General features: G+C 68.6%; 15 protein-coding genes. 13 read left to right on the top strand and 2 right to left on the bottom strand.

Features of this window, described 5'->3' with window-relative positions:
- Positions 1–103 precede the first annotated feature (103 nt).
- Positions 104–340 (bottom strand): hypothetical protein, encoded by a 237-nt coding sequence (locus OG413_RS04250; RefSeq protein ID WP_266803070.1) that lies wholly within the window; start codon positions 338–340, stop codon positions 104–106.
- A gap of 287 nt (positions 341–627) precedes the next feature.
- On the opposite strand from OG413_RS04250, the gene OG413_RS04245 reads away from it, so the two are divergent.
- From OG413_RS04245 to OG413_RS04185, 13 genes are all read left to right on the top strand, one after another.
- Entirely contained in the window at positions 628–3,132 is a 2,505-nt protein-coding gene (locus OG413_RS04245; RefSeq protein ID WP_266803069.1) for an ABC transporter family substrate-binding protein, read from the top strand.
- 347 nt (positions 3,133–3,479) lie between these two features.
- Positions 3,480–5,354 (top strand): translational GTPase TypA, encoded by a 1,875-nt coding sequence (gene typA / locus OG413_RS04240; protein WP_266803068.1) that lies wholly within the window; start codon positions 3,480–3,482, stop codon positions 5,352–5,354.
- 428 nt (positions 5,355–5,782) lie between these two features.
- The gene (locus OG413_RS04235) at positions 5,783–7,420 is read left to right on the top strand and encodes an ABC transporter substrate-binding protein (RefSeq protein ID WP_266803067.1); all 1,638 of its coding nucleotides are present in this window, start codon (positions 5,783–5,785) and stop codon (positions 7,418–7,420) included.
- A gap of 166 nt (positions 7,421–7,586) precedes the next feature.
- Positions 7,587–8,519 carry an ABC transporter permease gene (locus OG413_RS04230; RefSeq protein ID WP_266803066.1) on the top strand — a complete coding sequence of 311 codons (933 nt, stop codon included), beginning with the start codon at positions 7,587–7,589 and terminating at the stop codon, positions 8,517–8,519.
- Positions 8,512–9,459 (top strand): ABC transporter permease, encoded by a 948-nt coding sequence (locus tag OG413_RS04225; protein ID WP_266803065.1) that lies wholly within the window; start codon positions 8,512–8,514, stop codon positions 9,457–9,459. The genes OG413_RS04230 and OG413_RS04225 overlap by 8 nt, the downstream gene beginning before the upstream one ends.
- An 11-nt stretch (positions 9,460–9,470) precedes the next feature.
- Entirely contained in the window at positions 9,471–10,529 is a 1,059-nt protein-coding gene (locus tag OG413_RS04220) for an ABC transporter ATP-binding protein (protein ID WP_266803064.1), read from the top strand.
- Positions 10,522–11,664, top strand: coding sequence for an ABC transporter ATP-binding protein (locus OG413_RS04215; RefSeq protein ID WP_266803063.1), 1,143 nt, complete (start codon positions 10,522–10,524; stop codon positions 11,662–11,664). Before OG413_RS04220 ends, OG413_RS04215 begins: the two co-directional genes overlap by 8 nt.
- Positions 11,665–11,817: 153 nt before the next feature.
- Entirely contained in the window at positions 11,818–13,449 is a 1,632-nt protein-coding gene (locus OG413_RS04210; protein ID WP_266803062.1) for an ABC transporter substrate-binding protein, read from the top strand.
- 108 nt (positions 13,450–13,557) lie between these two features.
- Positions 13,558–14,481, top strand: a complete 924-nt coding sequence (locus OG413_RS04205) for an ABC transporter permease (protein ID WP_266803061.1) — start codon at positions 13,558–13,560, stop codon at positions 14,479–14,481.
- On the top strand, positions 14,474–15,451 hold the full coding sequence (locus OG413_RS04200; protein WP_266803060.1) for an ABC transporter permease: 978 nt from the start codon (positions 14,474–14,476) through the stop codon (positions 15,449–15,451). Before OG413_RS04205 ends, OG413_RS04200 begins: the two co-directional genes overlap by 8 nt.
- 13 nt (positions 15,452–15,464) lie before the next feature.
- Positions 15,465–16,442 (top strand): ABC transporter ATP-binding protein, encoded by a 978-nt coding sequence (locus OG413_RS04195; RefSeq protein WP_266803059.1) that lies wholly within the window; start codon positions 15,465–15,467, stop codon positions 16,440–16,442.
- A complete protein-coding gene (locus tag OG413_RS04190; RefSeq protein WP_266803058.1) occupies positions 16,432–17,685 on the top strand; it encodes an ABC transporter ATP-binding protein in 1,254 nt (417 codons plus the stop codon). The genes OG413_RS04195 and OG413_RS04190 overlap by 11 nt, the downstream gene beginning before the upstream one ends.
- Before the next feature lie 397 nt (positions 17,686–18,082).
- Positions 18,083–19,276 (top strand): hypothetical protein, encoded by a 1,194-nt coding sequence (locus tag OG413_RS04185; protein ID WP_266803057.1) that lies wholly within the window; start codon positions 18,083–18,085, stop codon positions 19,274–19,276.
- Positions 19,277–19,355: 79 nt separating this feature from the next.
- Here the strand turns inward: OG413_RS04185 and OG413_RS04180 are convergent, their stop codons facing one another.
- Positions 19,356–21,482, bottom strand: a complete 2,127-nt coding sequence (locus OG413_RS04180) for a S9 family peptidase (RefSeq protein ID WP_266803056.1) — start codon at positions 21,480–21,482, stop codon at positions 19,356–19,358.
- Positions 21,483–21,594: the final 112 nt, after the last annotated feature.

Genomic DNA, 21,594 nt, shown 5'->3' with positions numbered 1-21,594 from the left:
CGGTTCTGACCGCCGGTCCCGCGCCTGGTTCCGGGCCTCGCTCCGCACCCGGTCCTGTGCCTGGTTCCGTTCCTGAATCCGTGCCGGTGGCCAAGGAACTCTCCTAGGGGGCGTGCCGGCCGCGGACGCCCAGACCCTCGTCGTCCGAGTCCGTCCACAGCGTGGCGTCGTACGGCGCTTCGGTGATGGTGACCATGCCGGCGCGCTGGTCCGGCGCCGGTGAGCGGTCCGTGGCATCGGCCTCGCGCAGCTGCGCGAGGCTCCGTTCCAGTCGTCCGACGGTGCGGGCCAGATCGTCGAGGCAGCGCTGAACTGCCGTCAATTCCTCGTGCAGGGACATGACTTGCCCTCACTTCCGCGGGGGGCGGGTGGCAATGCTCATGCGCATGCGAGTGTCGCGCGTCACATCCCCTTTGTGAAGGGAGTGGGGCGTGCTGTCTTGCCGAAACGTTCCTCCGCTCGGGTGAGGTTGCGGGTCCCGTCCGCCGTGTCTGCGCCGCCTCCCGCGCGGGTGCGCCTTCAGTGGACGGACGGAACCAGTGTGATCAACTGCAAATGCCACCAAGAACGCATAATCCGGTCCATTCCGGTACGGGGTGGTCCGGGCCGGCCCCGGAGGTATCAGCCATGTCCCACGTCGGCGTCCCGCGCGGGACGGCCCGCAAGCGCCGTTCACTCGCGCTCCTCACGACGGGTGTGCTCACGATCCCGGTGCTGGCCGGCTGCAGCTCGGGCGCCGACGACGGCGCGCGGCCCTTCCCGCAGGACATCGCCCGGGCCGACCGCGACCAGGTCGCCGACGGCTCATCGGTGAGCTGGGCGATCGACACGGTGCCCGCCACCTTCAACGCCTTCCAGGCGGATGCCGACAGCTCCACCGCACGCGTCACCGGAGCCGTGCTGCCCACCCTCTTCCCGCTGGACGCGAACGGGCAGCCGCGGCTCAACCCGGACTTCCTGGAGTCCGCGAAGGTCATCGAGCGCGAACCCAAGCAGGTCGTGCTCTACAAGCTCAACCAGCGGGCCGTGTGGAGCAACGGACGGGAGATCGGAGCTCCCGACTTCGTCGCCCAGTGGCGTGCGCTGAGCGGCAAGGACTCGGCGTTCTGGACCGCCCGCAACGCCGGCTACGAGCGGATCGAGAAGATCGAGCGCGGCTCCGACGACCTTCAGGTCCGGGTCACCTTCTCCAAGCCGTACGGGGACTGGCGCGCGCTCTTCTCGCCGCTGTACCCGAAGGAGGTCACCGGTTCCCCGGACGCCTTCAACGACGGCGCGCGCACCGCGCTCAAGACCTCGGCGGGACCGTTCCGCCTGCGCGGCGTGAGCAAGGACGAGGGCACCGTCACCCTCGCGCGCGACCCCCGCTGGTGGGGCGACGAAGCCAAGCTCGAAACGCTCGTCTTCCACGCGGTCAAGCCCCAGGACCGCGCCAAAGCCCTCGCCGCGGGCACTGTCGACATCGCCGACGTCGACGCGTCCGCGGCGAACCGCATCGCCCTGGCCGCGCGCGACAAGGGCGCGGCCGGACAGCCGCTCGCCCACGGCCCGGGATCCGACATCACGCCCGCCTCCGCCCTGCGCTCCTGGGCGCTGGCCCACGGCTCGGACGAGGACGAGGCGGAGATCGCCCAGGCGGCCCGCGAAAAGAACGCGGCGGCCACCGCGACGTACGGCGCCGAGCAGAAGGCCCTGCGCGGCTTCGCCGTACGCAAGTCCCTGGAGCCCGCCTACACCCAGCTCGCGCTGAACGGGGAGTCCGGGCCGCTCTCGGACGACCGGGTACGCCGGGCGGTGGCCCGCGCCCTGGACCGCCAGGAACTCGCCGACACCGTACTCAGGCCGCTGGGGCTTCCCGCGACTCCGCTCGGCAGCCACCTGACCCTCGCCGGGCAGCCGGGATACAAGGACGGCAGCGGCGCGCTCGGCGACCAGAACGCCAAGGAGGCCCAGGCGCTGCTCGCCGACGCGGGCTGGACGAGGGGCGGCGCGGCCCAGAAGCCCAAGGACACCAAGGCGGGCAGCGAGGCGGAGAAGGCGGCGGAGAAGAAGGCGGCGGGGGACAGTTCGGCCGCCGAGGAGGGTGCCGACGCCGGAAAGGCGGAGGAGAGGACGGCGGAGAAGGAAAAGGCGGCCGCGGAGAAGGACGACGCGGCGAAGAAGGCCGACGGGGAGAAGGCTGACGCGGAGAAGGCCGACGCCGCGAAGAAGGACGAGAAGAAGGCCGACGACGGCACGTACATCGTCGGTGAGGACAACAAGCCGGGCGAGCGGCCCGGCCAGGCCCGCGCCCTGAACGACGGCCCCCTCCTCACCGACGGCACCACCGCCGTCCACGTCCTCGCCCCCGCCCCGGCAGCCGCCGCCCAGAGCGCCGCCCTGCGGCGCCAGGCCGGTGCGCTCGCGGACGCGAAGCCCGTGACCGGCGCGGAGGCCAAGGCCGACAGCGCCACCGACGAGACGCCCACCAAGGTCAGCGCGCAGGACAAGCAGCCCGGCGGCGCCGCGGGCGCGTACGCCCCCGCGGGCACCGCCGCACCGGCCCCCGCCTCGGTGCGCGGACCGCTCGGCAAGGAGGGCAAGCCGCTGACCCTGCGCTTCGTCCTCCCGTCGGGACCCGGCTCCCAGTCGCTGCGCACCGTCGGCGACAAGATCGCGGCGATGCTGGAGTCCATCGGCATCGGCACGGAGATCACGAAGGTCGCCGACGACAGCTACTTCAAGGACCACATCGCCTCCGGTGACTACGACCTGGCGCTGTACTCCTGGCCCGCCACCGCCTACCCGGCGACCGACGGACGCCCGATCTACGCCAAGCCGGAGCCGGCCTCCGACGGATCGCTCCTCGTCGAGCAGAACTACACCCGGGTCGGCACCGACCACATCGACCAGCTCTTCGACCAGGCGGCCTCGGAGCTGGACGAGGGCGCCGCCCGGGACCTGATGAAGCAGGCCGACGCCCGGATCTGGGCGGCCGCCGGATCCATTCCCCTCTATCAGCGCCCGCAGCTCGTGGCGGTCGGCAAGAAGCTCGCGAACGTCGGCGCCTTCGGCTTCGCCGCTCCCCGCTACCAGGACATCGGATTCAAGAAGCCGCAAGCGGCAGGTTCCCCCGCGAATCGTAAGAAGTAGCAGGTCAAGCCCGCTGCCAAAGCTCAGAAGCAGCTCAATTCCCTTGCCCGCCGGATGCCCGGCGGGCAAGGTGGTTCACGCCCCGACCCGGGCTGTTCGATTCCCCCCACACCCCCGGATTTCCCTCTGTCACCCGGCTGCCGAGCAGCTGGTCGGTGACGTAATACGGGCTGAATATCGGCTGAATCCCAGCGGAAGAACGGTCTCGCGGATCGGCCCGGGAAGCCCGGGACGCGCCGGGCCCGTACCATTGGACGAGCCGTGGCGTGTTTGCCCGGCGGGCGTACGAGGACTCGAGACCGACTGAGACGCCTGATCCCACGATCCGAGAGAAGCGCAAGCCACCCATGCCCACGCGCCACGACATCCGTAACGTAGCCATCGTCGCCCACGTCGACCACGGCAAGACCACGCTGGTCGACGCCATGCTCAAGCAGGCCGGCGCGTTCGCCGCGCACGCCGCCGAGCACCTCGACGATCGCATGATGGACTCGAACGACCTGGAGCGTGAGAAGGGCATCACGATCCTCGCCAAGAACACGGCGGTGAAGTATCACCCCAAGTCCGGCGGGGACCCGATCACGATCAACATCATCGACACCCCCGGCCACGCCGACTTCGGCGGCGAGGTCGAGCGCGGTCTGTCGATGGTCGACGCGGTCGTGCTGCTCGTCGATGCCTCCGAGGGCCCGCTCCCGCAGACCCGGTTCGTGCTGCGCAAGGCGCTGACCGCCAAGCTGCCGGTCATCCTCTGCATCAACAAGACCGACCGTCCGGACTCCCGGATCGCCGAGGTCATCGACGAGACGTACGACCTCTTCCTGGACCTGGACGCCGACGAGGACCAGATCGAGTTCCCGATCGTCTACGCCTGCGCCCGTGACGGCGTCGCCTCGCTGACCAAGCCGGAGGACGGCACCGTCCCGGCGGACAGCGAGAACCTGGAGCCGTTCTTCAACACGATCCTCTCCACGGTCCCGGCTCCGGAGTTCGACGCGGACGCCCCGCTGCAGGCCCACGTCACCAACCTGGACGCCGACAACTTCCTCGGCCGTATCGCGCTCTGCCGCGTCGAGCAGGGCGAGCTGCGCAAGGGCCAGACGGTCACCTGGATCAAGCGCGACGGCACGATGTCCAACGTGCGTATCACCGAGCTGCTGATGACCGAGGCGCTCACCCGCAAGCCGGCCGAGATGGCGGGCCCGGGCGACATCTGCGCCATCGCCGGTATCCCGGACATCATGATCGGCGAGACCCTGGCCGACCCCGAGAATCCGATCGCGCTGCCGCTGATCACGGTCGACGAGCCGGCCATCTCGATGACCATCGGTGCGAACACCTCGCCGCTGGTCGGCAAGGGCGGCAAGGGCCACAAGGTCACGGCCCGCCAGATCAAGGACCGCCTGGACCGCGAGCTGGTCGGTAACGTCTCGCTGCGTGTCCTGGACACCGAGCGCCCCGACGCCTGGGAGGTCCAGGGCCGCGGTGAGCTCGCGCTGGCGATCCTCGTCGAGCAGATGCGCCGCGAGGGCTTCGAGCTGACGGTCGGCAAGCCCGAGGTCGTCACCAAGCAGATCGACGGCAAGACCCACGAGCCGATCGAGCGCATGACGATCGACTCGCCCGAGGAGCACCTCGGCGCCATCACGCAGCTGATGGCGACCCGCAAGGGCCGCATGGAGACCATGACGAACCACGGTTCGGGCTGGGTCCGCATGGAGTGGATCGTCCCGTCCCGCGGCCTCATCGGCTTCCGTACGGAGTTCCTGACCCAGACCCGCGGTACGGGCATCGCGCACTCCATCTTCGAGGGCCACGAGCCGTGGTTCGGTGACCTGCGCACCCGTCACAACGGCTCGCTGGTCGCGGACCGTTCGGGCACGGTGACGCCGTTCGCGATGGTCAACCTCCAGGAGCGCGGTGTCATCTTCACCGAGGCCGGCACCGAGGTCTACGAGGGCATGATCATCGGCGAGAACTCCCGCGCCGACGACATGGACGTGAACATCACCAAGGAGAAGAAGCTCACCAACATGCGTGCGGCTTCCGCCGACACCACGGAGAACGTGGTGCCGGCCCGCAAGCTCTCGCTGGAGCAGTCCCTGGAGTTCTGCCGCGACGACGAGTGCATCGAGGTGACCCCGGAGACCGTGCGCATCCGCAAGGTCGTCCTGGACGCCAAGCAGCGTGGCCGTACGGCCTCGCGCGCCAAGAACGGCTGAGCCGGGCACTCCGGCGGACGGCCCGTCAGTACGAGCCGAATATGAGGCCCGGTCCCCCGCAGAGATTGTGGGGGACCGGGCCTTTCGTCAACGCGTTTTTCTGCCCCGGGTGTCCGGATATCGGACGTCGCTCTCCGGAACATGTGTTAACGGTCCGTTTCGGGCGTGTCTGTCTGGGATCACTTTGTCCGGATTTCGGGCACAGGGCCCGTACTGATGTTGTCAAACCGAGACCCTTTAAGTGTGGTTTACAGCCCGGGCGTACTTAATAGTTGGCTCCATTGAGCTCGGGTCAATGGGTCACGCACTGTGGGGAGTGCCGACTCACGAGCACACTCGGGGCACGGAAACGATCGCCGTCAGGGGTGTCGGTAGATCTCTCCAGTGCCCCTCTTGTAGTCAAAAGTGGACTCATGAGGAGGAAACCCATGCGCGGTGCCAAGAGCGCCAAGTGGGTCGCGGGAGCGGCAATCATCGCCCTGGCCGCGACCGCCTGTGGCGGCGGCGACGACAGCAAGGAGGGCGACAAGAGCGCGAAGGGCGCTGTTGACGCCAACGGCATCTTTTCCGTCGAGGTCGGTGAGCCGCAGAACCCGCTGCAGCCGGCGAACACGATGGAGTCGAACGGCAGCATCGTCACCGACGCCGTCTTCTCACAGCTCGTCGACTACGACCCCGACGGCAAGCTTGAGATGATCAACGCCGAGTCGGTGGAGACCACCGACTCGAAGCTGTGGACGGTCAAGCTCAAGAAGGACTGGAAGTTCCACGACGGGACCCCGGTCACGGCCAATTCCTACGTCAAGGCGTGGAACTGGGCCGCGAACATCAACAACGCGCAGACCAACGCGTCGTGGTTCGGCGACATCAAGGGCTACGCCGATGTCCACCCCGAGGGCAAGAAGGCCAAGCCGAAGTCCGACGCCATGTCGGGCCTGAAGGTCGTCGACGACTACACCTTCACCATCGAGCTGAACGGCGCCCTGCCGTACTTCTCGTACAAGCTCGGCTACACGGTCTTCTCCCCGCTGCCCGAGTCCTTCTACGCGGACCCGAAGGCCGCCGGCGAGAAGCCGGTCGGCAACGGCGCGTACAAGTTCGTCAGCTGGGACCACAAGAAGCAGATCAAGGTCGTCCGCAACGACGACTACAAGGGTCTCGACAAGGCGAAGAACGGTGGTGTGATCTTCAAGAACTACACCACCCTCGAAACCGCCTACGAGGACCTCAAGTCCGGCAACGTCGACGTGCTGCGCCAGATCGGCCCGAAGGACCTTCCGGTCTACCGTGCCGACCTCGGTGACCGCGCGGTGGACAAGGCGTACTCCGCCATCCAGACGATCGCCGTCGCGTACTACACGGACCAGTTCAAGGGCATCAACCCCAAGGTTGTCCAGGGTCTGTCGATGGCGATCGACCGCGACACCATCACCAAGACGGTGCTCCAGGGCACGCGTGAGCCGGCCACGGGCTGGGTCGCCAAGGGTGTTCTCGGCTACCAGCCGAACGCCACCGGTGACGTCACCAAGTACGACCCGGCGAAGGCCAAGAAGCTGATCGCGGAGGGTGGCGGCGTCCCCAAGAACGCCATCTCCATCCAGTTCAACGCCGATGGCGGTCACAAGGAATGGGTCGAGGCTGTCTGCAACAGCATCACCCAGGCGACCGGCGTCAAGTGCACCGGCGACTCGAAGGCCGACTTCCAGGCCGACACGAACGCCCGTGACGCCAAGCAGGTCAAGTCCCTGTACCGCTCCGGCTGGGTGCTCGACTACCCGGTGAACGCCAACTTCATCAGCGACCTGTTCCGTACCGGTGCTGCCGGTAACCAGGGCGACTTCTCGAACAAGGCGCTCGACGCCGAGATCAAGAAGGCTGACTCGGCCGCTTCGCTCGACGAGTCGGTGAAGGCCTACCAGTCCATCGAGAAGGAGCTGGTGAACTACATGCCCTCCATCCCGCTCTGGTACTACAAGGTCAACGCCGGCTACTCGGAGAAGGTCCAGAACGTCCAGTACGCCCAGGACGGCGACCCGATCCTGACCGAAGTCCAGGTCAAGAAGTAACCACCGACGTAGTCCGCGGGCCGGTGCCGGACCGAAACTGACATCGGTCCCGCACCCGCCTGCACGCCGTGGCCGGGGGGCCCTTCCATGCCGCAGACCACCCACTGGGTGCCTGCGGCGGGGGAGGGCCCGTCGGCTGCCGCTTGCCTATTTACATGGAGGCACGATGGGGCGCTATGTCGCACGACGACTGCTCCAGATGATCCCGGTGTTCATCGGGACAACTCTGCTGATCTTCCTGATGGTCTACACACTGCCCGGTGATCCCGTGCGGGGACTCTTCGGGGACAAGGGGGCCGACCCGGCGACCCTCGAAGCGATGCGGCACAAGCTCGGGCTCGACCAGCCGATCCTGGTGCAGTACTGGGAGTACATGAAGGGCATCGTCCTTCACTTCGACTTCGGTACCCAGATCGCCAGTGGACGCCCCGTCACCGACGTGCTCGGCGACGCGTTCCCGGTCACCCTGCGGCTCGCCGCCATGGCGTTCCTGATCGAGATCGTCCTCGGTCTCGGTCTCGGCATGGCCGCCGGTCTGCGCGCCGGACGGCTGACCGACAACGTCGTGCTGGTCCTGACGCTGCTGATCATCTCGATCCCGGTCTTCGTTCTCGGCTTCATCGTCAAGTCGGTGTTCGCCTTCCAGCTCGACTGGATCTCGCCGAACGTCTCGAACGACGCCACCTGGGGCGAGCTGATCGCGCCGGCTGTCGTTCTCGGGTCACTGTCACTGGCGTACGTCGCCCGGCTGACCCGTACGACCATGGCGGAGAACCTGCGCTCGGACTACATGCGCACGGCCGTGGCCAAGGGACTTCCCAAGCGCCGCATCGTGGGTGTGCACCTGATGCGCAACTCGCTGATCCCGGTCGTCACCTTCCTCGGCACCGACCTCGGCGCTCTGATGGGTGGAGCGGTCGTCACCGAGGGCCTGTTCAACGTGAAGGGCATCGGCGGCACCATCTTCGAGTCGATCGTCCGCCGCGAGGGCACGACCCTGGTCGGACTGGTCACCATCCTGGTGCTCGTCTACCTCTTCATGAGCCTTATCGTCGACCTGCTGTACGCGGTCCTGGACCCGAGGATCCGGTATGCCTGACCTGACCAAGACCGCTCCCGCGCCCGACGACGCCAAGGCTCCCCTCGCCGACCCGTCGGCCGTCGTCAAGGCCGAGAAGGCGCGCAGTCTCTGGGGCGACGCGTGGCAGGACCTGCGCCGCAACTGGTACTTCATCATCTCGGCCGTCCTGATCCTGCTGCTGCTCGTGATCACGGTCTTCCCGAGCCTGTTCACCAGCGCCTCGCCCACCACGGGTGACCTGGTGCACCACTTCCTGGGCAAGCCGGAGCTGAGCAAGATCGGTTCGCCCGAGTGGTTCGGCTTCGACGGCCAGGGCCGCAGTGTCTACGCGCGTGTCATCTACGGCACCCGCGCGTCGGTCATCGTCGGTGTCTCGGTGACGGTCGTCGTGACCCTGTTCGGCGGTCTGATCGGCATGCTGGCCGGTTACTTCGGCGGCTGGGTCGACGCGCTCCTCTCCGGCTTCACGAACATCTTCCTGGGCCTGCCCTTCCTGCTCGGCGCCATGGTCGTCCTCCAGGCGTTCACCGAGCGGACGATCTGGGTGGTCGTCTTCGCCCTGGCGTTCCTCGGCTGGACCCAGATCGCGCGTGTCATGCGCGGTGCGGTGATCACGATCAAGCAGGCGGACTTCGTCCAGGCGGCCAGAGCGCTGGGAGCCGGTACGAGCCGGATCCTGTTCCGGCACATCCTGCCGAACGTCCTGGCCCCGGTGATCGTCGTGGCGACCATCTCGCTCGGTGTGTACATCTCGGCCGAGGCGACCCTGTCCTACCTGGGTCTCGGTCTGGCTCCGCCGACCGTCTCGTGGGGTATGGACATCTCCGGCGGTTCGAGCCAGATCCGGGTGGCCCAGCACATCCTGGTCTACCCGTCGATCATGCTCAGCCTCACTGTTCTGGCGTTCATCATGCTCGGCGAAGCCGTCCGTAACGCCCTCGACCCGAAGACGCGATAAGGAGGGCGCACGTGACCACCGTCAGCAAGACCGCAGAGATCCCGTCCGCGCGCTCGGGTGACGACCATGTCGGCCCGCTGCTCGAAGTCCGCGACCTGCACGTGGAGTTCCACACCCGCGAGGGCGTGGCCAAGGCCGTCAACGGCGTCAACTACAGCGTGGACGCCGGTGAGACGCTCGCCGTCCTCGGTGAGTCGGGTTCCGGCAAGTCCGTGACGGCCCAGGCCATCATGGGCATCCTCGACATGCCGCCCGGCAAGATCCCGCAGGGCGAGATCTTCTTCCGCGGCCAGGACATGCTGAAGATGTCCTACGAGGAGCGCCGCAAGATCCGTGGCCAGAAGATCGCGATGATCTTCCAGGACGCGCTGTCCTCGCTGAACCCGGTCCTCACCGTCGGCTACCAGCTCGGCGAGATGTTCCGGGTCCACCAGGGCCTGTCCAAGAAGGCGGCCAAGGCCAAGGCCATCGAGCTGATGGACCAGGTCAAGATCCCGGCCGCCGCGGCCCGCGTCTCGGACTACCCGCACCAGTTCTCCGGCGGTATGCGCCAGCGCATCATGATCGCCATGGCGCTGGCCCTGGAGCCGGACCTGATCATCGCCGACGAGCCGACCACCGCGCTCGACGTGACGGTGCAGGCCCAGGTCATGGATCTGCTCGCGGAGCTTCAGCGCGAGTACAACATGGGCCTGATCCTGATCACCCACGACCTCGGTGTGGTCGCGGACGTCGCCGACAAGATCGCCGTGATGTACGCGGGCCGGATCGTCGAGACCGCCCCGGTCCACGAGATCTACAAGCGCCCGGCGCACCCGTACACCAAGGGTCTGCTGGAGTCGATCCCGCGCCTGGACCAGAAGGGCCAGGAGCTCTTCGCGATCAAGGGCCTGCCGCCCAACCTGCTCAAGGTGCCCACGGGCTGTGCGTTCAACCCGCGCTGCACCATGGCGCAGGACATCTGCCGTACGGACATCCCGGCCCTGCGCCCGGTGACCGAGCAGGACGGCACCGAGCTGGTCGGCCGCGGCAGCGCCTGCCACTTCTGGAAGGAGACGATCCATGGCTGACATCAAGAAGGAGCCCGTGGACGCCACCCCGAGCGTCACCGAAGTGGAGACGGTCGACGCGGCGACGGAGGCGGAGGCCGTCGCAGCCATCGACGCGCCGGTCTCGCAGGGCGAGCCGATTCTCCAGGTGCGCAACCTGGTCAAGCACTTCCCGCTGACCCAGGGCATTCTGTTCAAGAAGCAGGTCGGCGCGGTCAAGGCCGTGGACGGGATCTCCTTCGATCTCTACGCGGGCGAGACCCTCGGCATCGTGGGCGAGTCCGGCTGTGGCAAGTCCACGGTCGCCAAGCTCCTGATGACGCTGGAGCGCGCCACCGCCGGTGAGGTCTTCTACAAGGGCCAGGACATCACCAAGCTGTCCGGCCGTGCGCTGAAGGCCGTGCGCCGCAACATCCAGATGGTGTTCCAGGACCCGTACACGTCGCTGAACCCGCGTATGACGGTCGGCGACATCATCGGGGAGACCTTCGAGATCCACCCCGAGGTGGCCCCGAAGGGCGACCGGCGCCGCAAGGTGCAGGACCTGCTGGACGTCGTCGGGCTCAACCCGGAGTACATCAACCGGTACCCGCACCAGTTCTCCGGCGGTCAGCGTCAGCGCATCGGCATCGCCCGCGGCCTCGCGCTCAACCCGGAGATCATCATCTGCGACGAGCCGGTCTCCGCGCTCGACGTGTCGGTGCAGGCGCAGGTCATCAACCTGATGGCGAAGCTGCAGGACGAGTTCAACCTCTCGTACCTCTTCATCGCGCACGACCTGTCGATCGTCCGGCACATCTCCGACCGGGTCGGCGTCATGTACCTCGGCAAGATGGCCGAGATCGGTACGGACGAGCAGATCTACGAGCACCCGACGCACCCCTACACCCAGGCGCTGCTGTCGGCGGTTCCGGTTCCGGACCCGGAGGCCCGTGAGGGCCGTGAGCGGATCATTCTCACCGGTGACGTTCCGTCGCCGGCGAACCCGCCGTCGGGCTGCCGATTCCGCACCCGCTGCTGGAAGGCCCAGGACAAGTGCGCCACGGAGATGCCGCTGCTGGCGATCCCCGAGCGCTTCCGGTCCGTGGACACTCCGGCCGCGCACGAGTCGGCGTGCCACTTCGCCGAGGAGAAGGACGTCGTGCACGCGGCGTAACCTCCCCGCGCGGATGATCCACGAGGTGCCCGGTCCCCATGGGGGGCCGGGCACTTTCGCGTGCGCCCGTACGGGGTAAGCAAACATGCGATAGTCCGTCAAATGGGGTGATATGAGGCATTGAGCTAATCAATGGACTCTAGGAGGCACTTCATGCGCGGAGCCACACGGGCCAGGTGGGCCGCATGTGCGGTGGCTGTCGCTCTGGCGGCGACGGCCTGCGGCGGCGGAGGCGACAGCGGCGGTGGTAGCGGTGCCAATGGGATCGTGAGCTCCTCCTGGGGCGACCCGCAGAATCCGCTGGAGCCCGCGAACACCAACGAGGTGCAGGGCGGCAAGGTCCTCGACATGGTCTTCCGCGGGCTCAAGCGCTACGACCCGAAGACCGGCGCGGCCACCGACATGCTGGCCGAGAAGATCGCGACCACCGACTCGCAGAACTTCACCGTCACGGTCAAGGACGGCTGGACGTTCTCCAACGGCGAGAAGATCACCGCCAAGTCCTTCGTCGACGCCTGGAACTACGGTGCCGCGCTGAAGAACAACCAGAAGAACGCCTACTTCTTCCAGTACATCGACGGCTACGACAAGGCCCATCCGGCGAGCGGCAAGGCCAGTACGGACACCCTGGCCGGGCTCAAGATCGTCAACGAGATGACCTTTACCGCCAAGCTCAGCCAGAAGTTCTCGCTGTGGCCGGACACACTCGGCTACCCGGCCTTCGCCCCGCTGCCCACGCAGTTCTTCACGGACCACGCCGGGTGGCTCTCCAAGCCCGTGGGCAACGGCCCGTACACCATCGACAAGTACGCCAAGGGCTCGTCGATGAACCTGCGCAAGTGGGATAAATATCCCGGCCCGGACAAGGCGCAGAACGGCGGCATCGACCTCAAGGTCTACACCGACAACAACACCGCCTACACCGACCTGACGGCGGGCAACCTCGACCTCGTCGACGACGTGCCCGCCTCCCAGCTCAAGAACGTCAAGTCGGACCTCGGCGGCCGCTACATCAACACCCCGGCCGGGATCATCCAGACCATCGCCTTCCCCTTCTACGAGAAGGCGTGGAACACCCCGAACGGCGCCAAGGTCCGCCAGGGCCTGTCGATGGCGATCAACCGGGAGCAGATCACCAACCAGATCTTCCAGAAGACCCGCACCCCCGCCTCCGACTGGACCTCCCCGGTCCTCGGCGCGGACGGCGGCTTCAAGGAAGGGCTGTGCGGCAAGGAGTGCACGTACGACAAGGCAGCGGCCAAGAAGCTGATCCAGGAGGGCGGCGGCATCCCCGGCGGCCAGCTCAAGATCTCGTACAACGCGGACACCGGCTCCCACAAGGAATGGGTCGACGCCGTCTGCAACAGCATCAACAACGTCATGGGCGACAACACGGCCTGTGTCGGCGGCCCGGTCGGCACCTTCGCCGACTTCCGCAGCCAGGTCTCCCAGCAGAAGCTGTCCGGTGCCTGGCGCGCGGGCTGGCAGATGGACTACCCGCTGATCCAGAACTTCCTCCAGCCGGTGTACTACACCAACGCCCCGTCCAACGACGGCAAGTGGAGCGACAAGAAGTTCGACAAGCTGGTCGACCAGGCGAACGCCGAGACGGACAAGGCCAAGGCCGTCTCCACCTTCCAGGACGCGGAGAGGATCCTCGTCCAGCAGATGCCCGTCATCCCGCTCTGGTACCAGAACGGCAGCGCCGGCTACTCCGACCGGATCTCGAACGTCGCGCTGAACTCGTTCAGCGTCCCGGTCTACGAACAGATCAAGGTCAAGTGACCCACTGACACCGGGTGACGGGGGCGTCCCGAGCGTCCCCGCCACCCGGCCCAGGGCTTGCCACGGTCCCCCTTCTCCGCCTGTTCGCCCCGACCCCCGGAGCCCCTCATGGGACGTTATGTGATCCGGCGGCTGCTGCAGATGATCCCCGTCTTCTTCGGCACCACGCTGTTGATCTTCCTCATGGTGAACGTGATGGGCGACCCCATCGCGGGTCTCTGCGGCGACCGCCAGTGCGACCCGGCCACCGCCGCCCAGCTGCGGTCGGAGTTCGGTCTCGACAAGCCGGTCTGGCAGCAATACCTGACGTACATGGGCAACGTCTTCACCGGCGACTTCGGCACCGCGTTCAACGGGCAGCCGGTCACCGAGCTGATGGCCACCGCCTTCCCCATCACCATCCGGCTCACCATCATCGCGATCGTCTTCGAGGTCGTCATCGGCATCAGCCTCGGCGTCGTCACCGGACTGCGCCGCGGCCGGCCCATCGACACCACCGTGCTGATCCTCACCCTGGTCGTCATCTCCATCCCGACCTTCGTGACCGGCCTGCTGCTCCAGCTCCTGCTCGGCGTCGAGTGGGGCATCATCAAGCCGTCCGTGTCACCCGAGGCCCCCGTCAACGAGCTGCTGATCCCCGGACTCGTCCTCGCCTCGGTCTCGCTGGCCTACGTCACCCGGCTCACCCGGACCTCGATCGCCGAGAACGCCCGCGCCGACTACGTACGCACCGCCGTCGCCAAGGGCCTGCCGAGGCGCCGCGTGGTCGTCCGGCATCTGCTGCGCAACTCCCTCATCCCCGTCGTCACCTTCATCGGTACGGACGTGGGCGCCCTGATGGGCGGGGCGATCGTCACCGAGCGGATCTTCAACATCCACGGCGTCGGCTACCAGCTCTACCAGGGCATCCTGCGCCAGAACTCCCAGACCGTCGTCGGGTTCGTCACCGTCCTGGTCCTCGTCTTCCTGGCGGCCAACCTGATCGTCGACCTCCTGTACGCCGTACTCGACCCGAGGATCCGCTATGCCTGAGCCGCAGTCATCGGACGGTGCGATCTCCCCGGCGGGAGCCGGTGGCGCGATGAACCTCGCCCTGGAGGAGGGCACGACCCTGGAGAAGACGCCGGGCGGACCCGAAGGGACGGGACCGTCCGGCAAACCGCACAGCCTCTGGTCCGACGCCTGGCGCGACCTGCGCCGCAACCCCGTCTTCATCATCTCCGCCCTGGTCATCCTCTTCCTGGTGATCATCTCGATCTGGCCCTCCCTGATCGCCGACGGCGACCCGCTCCAGGCCAACCTCGACGACGCCCAGAAGGGCTCCGAACCCGGCCACCCCTTCGGCTTCGACCCCCAGGGCCGCGACGTCTACACCCGGGTCGTCTACGGCACCCGGACCTCGGTCACCGTCGGCGTCTGCGCCACCCTCGGCGTCGCGATCCTGGGCAGCGTGCTCGGCGGCCTGGCCGGCTTCTTCGGCGGCTTCTGGGACGCGATCCTCTCCCGCATCACCGACGTCTTCTTCGGCATCCCGGTGGTCCTCGGCGGGCTCGTCTTCCTCTCCGTCGTCACCAGCTCCACCGTCTGGCCCGTCGTCGGCTTCATCGTCCTGCTGGGCTGGCCGCAGATCGCCCGCATCGCCCGCGGCTCGGTGATCACCGCCAAACAGAACGACTACGTCCAGGCGGCCCGCGCGCTCGGCGCCTCCAACACACGGATGATGCTGCGCCACATCACCCCCAACGCCATCGCCCCGGTCATCGTCGTCGCGACGATCGCCCTCGGTACGTACATCTCGCTGGAGGCGACCCTGTCGTACCTGGGCGTCGGCCTGAAGGACCCCGCGGTGTCCTGGGGCATCGACATCTCCGCCGCGTCCAACTACATCCGCAACGCCCCGCACATGCTGCTCTGGCCCGCCGGAGCGCTGGCGGTCACCGTGCTCGCGTTCATCATGCTCGGCGACGCGGTGCGCGACGCCCTCGACCCCAAGCTGCGCTGAGGAGCCCGTTGCCATGTTGCTCGAAGTGCGCGATCTGCACGTGGAGTTCCACACCCGCGACGGGGTGGCCAAGGCCGTCAACGGGGTCAACTACTCGGTGTCCGAGGGCGAGACGCTGGCCGTGCTGGGCGAGTCCGGCTCCGGCAAGTCGGTCACCGCACAGGCGATCATGGGAATCCTCGACATGCCGCCGGGGAAGATCAGCGGCGGCGAGATCCTCTTCAAGGACCGCGACCTGCTGAAGCTCAAGCCGGAGGAGCGGCGCAAGATCCGCGGCCAGGAGATGGCCATGATCTTCCAGGACGCGCTGTCCTCGCTGAACCCGGTCCTCACGGTGGGACAGCAGCTCGGCGAGATGTTCGTCGTGCACCGGGGAATGTCCCGCAAGGACGCCAGGGCCCGGTCCATCGAGCTGATGGACCGGGTCCGTATCCCGGCCGCCAAGGAGCGGGTGGGGAACTACCCGCACCAGTTCTCCGGCGGGATGCGCCAGCGCATCATGATCGCCATGGCGATGGCCCTGGAACCCTCCCTGATCATCGCCGACGAGCCGACCACGGCCCTCGACGTGACGGTGCAGGCCCAGGTCATGGACCTGCTCGCGGAGCTCCAGCGCGAGCTGAACATGGGGCTCATCCTGATCACCCACGACCTCGGTGTGGTCGCGGACGTCGCCGACAAGATCGCCGTGATGTACGCGGGCCGGATCGTCGAGACCGCCCCGGTCCACGAGATCTACCGGGCCCCCGCCCACCCGTACACCAAGGGGCTGCTCCGCTCCATCCCGCGCCTGGACCAGAAGGGCCGGGAGCTGTACGCGATCAAGGGCCTGCCGCCCAACCTGCTGCACATCCCGCCCGGCTGTGCCTTCAACCCCCGCTGCCCGATGGCCCAGGCCGTGTGCCGCACCGACGAGCCGCCGCTGTACGACGTGGCCGAGCACCGTCAGAGCGCCTGCCACTTCTGGAAGGAGACGCTCGATGCACGCTGACCACTCCGGCGGCCGCAAGGAAGCGCGCGAGGAGGGCGAGGTGGCCGCCACCCTGCTGTCCAAGGCGCGGGAGGGGACGGCGTACGCGAACGGCGACCCGATCCTGGAGGTCCGCGACCTCGTCAAGCACTACCCGCTGACCCAGGGCATCCTGATCAAGAAGCAGATCGGCGCGGTCAAGGCCGTCGACGGGGTCTCCTTCGACCTTTCGGCGGGCGAGACCCTCGGCATCGTGGGGGAGTCCGGCTGCGGCAAGTCGACCGTCGCCCGGATGCTGGTCCACCTGGAACGGCCGACGGCGGGCGTGATCCGCTACAAGGGCGAGGACATCACCAAGCTGTCCGGCCGTGCGCTGAAGGCCGTGCGCCGCAACATCCAGATGGTGTTCCAGGACCCGTACACCTCGCTGAACCCGAGGATGACGGTCGGCGACATCATCGGGGAGCCGTACGAGATCCACCCCGAGGTCGCGCCCAAGGGCAGCCGACGCCAGAAGGTGCGGGACCTGCTGGACGTCGTCGGGCTCAACCCGGAGTACATCAACCGCTATCCGCACCAGTTCTCCGGCGGTCAGCGTCAGCGCATCGGCATCGCCCGCGGCCTCGCGCTCAACCCCGAGATCATCGTCGCCGACGAGCCGGTCTCCGCGCTCGACGTGTCGGTGCAGGCGCAGGTGGTCAACCTGCTGGACCGGCTCCAGGCGGAGTTCAACCTCAGCTTCCTGTTCATCGCGCACGACCTGTCGATCGTCCGGCACATCTCCGACCGGGTCGGGGTGATGTACCTGGGCCGGATCATCGAGATCGGCACCGACGAGCAGATCTACGAACACCCCACGCACCCCTACACCCAGGCCCTGCTGTCGGCGGTTCCGGTGCCGGACCCGAGGGCCCGCGAGTACCGCGAGCGGATCATCCTGCACGGCGATGTGCCCTCACCGGCGCACCCGCCGTCGGGCTGCCGCTTCCGCACCCGCTGCTGGAAGGCCCAGGAGCGGTGCGAGCTGGAGGTGCCGCTGCTGGCGGTCCCGGCGGTGTTCCGGCTGGTGGACTCCCCGGCGAAGCACGACTCGGCGTGCCACTTCGCGGAGGAGAAGCGCGTGGTGGTGCCGGGGGGCCTGCCGGACACCCCGGGGCAGACCCCGGGCCCGGACGTGGAGGCTCCCGGCACAGCACTCAGGAAGGGCCCGCCGCCGGAGAATTCCGATGAGGAAACCGGCAATGCGAACCCGTCCGGAGATTGAGGAACAGCGGCCGTGCGCACCTCTCATGGACGGTCTTCGATCCGGTGCCGAACCGGAATTCCCCGTCAATTCCCCACGGGACAGCGCTTGGCCGGGGCAATGGTGGGCAATGGGGGGCGGAGGGGCGTGGAACGAGAGCTCCGGCCGCTCGACGGGGCCGGGGGAGCCGGGAAACCGGGCGACATGAAGCGATAAATGCGCACCAAATTCGTTAACACGGAAGCAACTCGGCTGTCGCGGCCCCGATATACGCGCGCCTCAGGATGAACAACGTACGGCCGTGCGGGTGCCGTGAACCGGCCGGGGTGTCGTCATGTCGCCCCGGTCGGTTACCCGTTCCCCGCCTTTCCTCCGGATCCCCTTGTCCATCGCCACGGGGCAGTGGAGTATCGCCGGTGTGACATTCACACGGGGAGCAAGAATCACCGGCGCGATTCTCTGCGCCGTACTCGCGCTGATCACGGCGGGCTGGATCGTACGGGACCTCAGGGTGACCGGCGGACCGGCCGAACTGTGGGAGTACTGGGCCGGTTACATGGACGCGCGGGCGAAGGGCGTGCCCGCGACCTCGCAGGGCAGCGGAGTGCTGCTCGTGGTCTATGTGTTGGCCGCCGTCGCCGCGCTGCGTTCCTCGATCGCCGCCCCGGTCCTGGTCGCCACCGGAGTGGTCACCCTGGCCGTGCGCCTCCCCGGGGTCTGGATCACCGGTTCCTCGTGGATGGACGGCAGTTACGCGGACGAGCTGCGCACCCGCGCGATGCTCGGCACCTTCGTCGCGCTGGCCGCCGCGCTCGCGCTCGTCGTCACCGGGGCGGCGGGACGCCGGCCGGCGGACGACGGCGGCGGGGCCCGGCCCGTCCGGCCCGGCCGGGGCGCCGGAGTCCTCACGTTCCTGGTGCTGGGCGCCACGGGGGTGTTCTACCTCGCCTGGGAGGTCCGGCAGGCGTTCGTCCTGCCGGACTACCTCTACCCCGCCTGGTACACCGGCGGGGAGCAGGTCCGGGTCGCGCTCACCGACGCGCCGCCCGGCTGGAACAGCGTGGTGGTCGCCCTGCTCTGCCTGGCCGCGGCCTTCAGCGCCGCCGTCCGCGCGGTCCACTCCCGGCCGCTCGGCCTGATCGCCGCCGGGTTCGTGCTGACCTCCGGGGTCCTGGGTGTCGCCCGCACGGTCCACCACGACCTGCTGGACCGCTTCGCCGACCTGGGGACCGAGTACCAGCTGAACCTGCTGACCCTGTTCTTCTCGGTCCTCGCCGGGGCGGTCACCCTCGTCGCGCTGGGACGCGGGGGCGTCGAGGAGGTCCCCGGCACCGGCGGTCAGGGCTACGGCTCCGGCGGCTGGAGCCAGGGGTGGGGTCCCGGCGCGGGGGCGGGACCGGGTTACGGGCTCGCCCCCGCGCAGGGCTACGGGCAGGGTCCGGGGCAGGGCCCTGGATACGGCTATCCGCCCGTCCCCGGCCAGGCTCCCGGCCACGGCTACCCGCAGGGCGGACCCCAGAGTTCCGCACCGGGTGCCCCGCCCGCCGCCCCGCCGGGCGGGGCACCCGGCTACGGCCCTCCGCCGCCCTCGTCCCCGCCGCCCGGCTGGTGACGGGGCCTCACCAACGGAGCCTCACCAACGGCGGCTCAGCCACCGGCGACAGGCGTACCGGGCCTCACTCGCCGCGGGCTCACGCGCCCGTCAGTCCCAGTGACCGCTTGAGGAAGTCCACCTGGAGCAGCAGCAGGTTCTCCGCGACCTGCTCCTGCGGGGTCATGTGCGTCACCCCGCTCAGCGGCAGCACCTCGTGCGGCCGCCCCGCCGCGAGCAGCGCCGAGGACAGCCGCAGCGCATGGGCGACCACCACGTTGTCGTCCGCCAGCCCGTGGACGATCATCATCGGCCGTGTCTGCTCGGCGGGCTCGGACAGCCCGTCGTCCGTCATCAGGGCGTTGTGCGCGTACACCTCGGGCTGCTCGGCGGGGTCGCCGAGATAGCGCTCGGTGTAGTGGGTGTCGTACAGCCGCCAGTCGGTCACCGGGGCGCCCACGACCGCCGCGTGGAAGACGTCGGGGCGCCGCAGCACCGCGAGCGCGGAGAGATACCCGCCGTACGACCAGCCACGGATCGCCACCCTGGACAGGTCCAGCGGGAAGCGCCCGGCGAGCGCGTGCAGCGCCTCGATCTGGTCGTCGAGGGTGAGGACGAAATTGTCCCGGACGGCCTTCTCCCAGCCCGGCGACCGGCCCGGGGCGCCCCGGCCGTCCGCGACGACCACCGCGAAGCCCTGGTCGGCGAACCACTGGGACGTGAGATGCGCGTTGTGCGCGGCGACCACCCGGCGGCCGTGCGGCCCGCCGTACGGATCCATGAGAACCGGAAGCGGACCGTCCGACTCCTTATAGCCCGTGGGAAGCAGTACGGCGCACGGAATCCGCCGTGCGCCCCCCTCCGTGAGCGTCACCCGCGCGGACAGCACCGGTTCCTGGGCAAAGCTCGCGACCTGGGCGATCCGCTTGCCGTCCCGCAGCACCCGCACGGTCGCCCCCGGTCGCTCCGGGGATGCCGACACCAGCACCGTCAGGGCGCCGGACCGGACCGCGGAGTGCACCCCCGCCCCCTCGGAGATCCGCTCGACGCCCAGCTCGTTGACCCGGTACACATGGCTCTGCCCGGTCTCCGGATCGGCGGCCTCCTCGCCCGCCGTCGCCGACACCAGGACGTCCGACTCCCCGATGTCCAGCACCGCCTGGATGTGCAACTGGGCCCCCGTCAACGGCCGGTCGCCGACCGCGAGCACCCGCGCGCCGCCCTCGTCGGCGATCCGTACGAGCCGCCCGTCCGGTGCCCACGCGGGCACCCCGGGGAAAAGATCAAGCCACACCGGGTCCTCGTCGGCATGCACGGTCCGCGTCGCACCGGTCCCGGTGTCCACCGCCAGATACCGCTGGCCGCGCTGGTCACGGGCCTGCACCAGCAGCAGCGGAGCGCCCGCCGACGACCAGTGCACCTGGGCGAGATACGGGTAGCGCGCCCGGTCCCAGACCACCTCGGTACGGGCCCCGTCCAGGTCCGTCAGGAAGAGCCTCACCTCGGCGTTGGGCGTTCCCGCGGCCGGGTAGGCGACCTCGGCGGGCCTGCGGTCCGGATGCGCCGGATCGGCGATCCACCAACGCTGTACGGCGCTGTCGTCGGCGCGGGCCACCAGCAGCCGGTCCGATTCCGGCGACCACCAGAAGCCCCGGAAGCGCTGCATCTCCTCGGCCGCGATGAACTCCGCGAGGCCGTAGGTGATGTGCGGGGCCTCCGGTTCGGCGAGCGCCCGGTCGTCCTCGCCCGCCGCGCTCACGACCCGCAGCGCGCCCCGCGCGGCATAGGCGATGTGCCGGCCGTCGGGGGAGGGCCGCGGGTCGATCACCGGACCGGGCACCGGCAGCGCCCGCGCCGTCCCGGCCCGCAATTCGGCCACGTACACCTTCCCGGAGAGCGCGAACGCCGCCAACTCGGCCGCGGCGTCCACCGCGTAGCCGACGATGCCCGCCGACCCCTCACGGGTCCGCTCGCGCCGCGCCCGCTCCTGGGGCGACAGCCGCTCCGCCGAACCGCCCAGCAGCGCCTCGGGGTCGGCGGCCACGCGCTCCTCGCCGGTCGCCGGGTCCAGCACCCAGAGCCGGTTGGCGCGGTCGGTGCCACCGGATGAGCGCAGGAAGATCACCCGCGTCTCATCCGGTGAGACGGTGAACGCGCGAGGTGCGCCAAGAGTGAACCGCTGGGTCCGTGCGTGCTGGCGGGGAAAGGACAGCTTCTGCGAGGTCATGGCTCTGAACTTAGACCGCCTCGTCAGTCCGTGCGCCCCTCGTGCTGCTGTGCCCCGATCAATGCGTTGGCACGGATAGTTATGATCCGTAGCGCTCGGTGGGTATGAACCT

Origin of the sequence: Streptomyces sp. NBC_01433 (assembly GCF_026340105.1) — a bacterium.
Classification (GTDB): Bacteria; Actinomycetota; Actinomycetes; order Streptomycetales; family Streptomycetaceae; genus Streptomyces.
This window is presented reverse-complemented; position numbering and strand designations above follow the sequence as displayed.

What these genes read in the sequence shown, in the direction of transcription:
- OG413_RS04250 (WP_266803070.1), bottom strand. Translation starts at nt 340, where the DNA reads ATGTCCCTGCACGAGGAATTGACGGCAGTTCAGCGCTGCCTCGACGAT.
- OG413_RS04245 (WP_266803069.1), top strand. Translation starts at nt 628, where the DNA reads ATGTCCCACGTCGGCGTCCCGCGCGGGACGGCCCGCAAGCGCCGTTCA.
- typA (WP_266803068.1), top strand. Translation starts at nt 3,480, where the DNA reads ATGCCCACGCGCCACGACATCCGTAACGTAGCCATCGTCGCCCACGTC.
- OG413_RS04235 (WP_266803067.1), top strand. Translation starts at nt 5,783, where the DNA reads ATGCGCGGTGCCAAGAGCGCCAAGTGGGTCGCGGGAGCGGCAATCATC.
- OG413_RS04230 (WP_266803066.1), top strand. Translation starts at nt 7,587, where the DNA reads ATGGGGCGCTATGTCGCACGACGACTGCTCCAGATGATCCCGGTGTTC.
- OG413_RS04225 (WP_266803065.1), top strand. Translation starts at nt 8,512, where the DNA reads ATGCCTGACCTGACCAAGACCGCTCCCGCGCCCGACGACGCCAAGGCT.
- OG413_RS04215 (WP_266803063.1), top strand. Translation starts at nt 10,522, where the DNA reads ATGGCTGACATCAAGAAGGAGCCCGTGGACGCCACCCCGAGCGTCACC.
- OG413_RS04210 (WP_266803062.1), top strand. Translation starts at nt 11,818, where the DNA reads ATGCGCGGAGCCACACGGGCCAGGTGGGCCGCATGTGCGGTGGCTGTC.
- OG413_RS04205 (WP_266803061.1), top strand. Translation starts at nt 13,558, where the DNA reads ATGGGACGTTATGTGATCCGGCGGCTGCTGCAGATGATCCCCGTCTTC.
- OG413_RS04200 (WP_266803060.1), top strand. Translation starts at nt 14,474, where the DNA reads ATGCCTGAGCCGCAGTCATCGGACGGTGCGATCTCCCCGGCGGGAGCC.
- OG413_RS04195 (WP_266803059.1), top strand. Translation starts at nt 15,465, where the DNA reads ATGTTGCTCGAAGTGCGCGATCTGCACGTGGAGTTCCACACCCGCGAC.
- OG413_RS04190 (WP_266803058.1), top strand. Translation starts at nt 16,432, where the DNA reads ATGCACGCTGACCACTCCGGCGGCCGCAAGGAAGCGCGCGAGGAGGGC.
- OG413_RS04180 (WP_266803056.1), bottom strand. Translation starts at nt 21,482, where the DNA reads ATGACCTCGCAGAAGCTGTCCTTTCCCCGCCAGCACGCACGGACCCAG.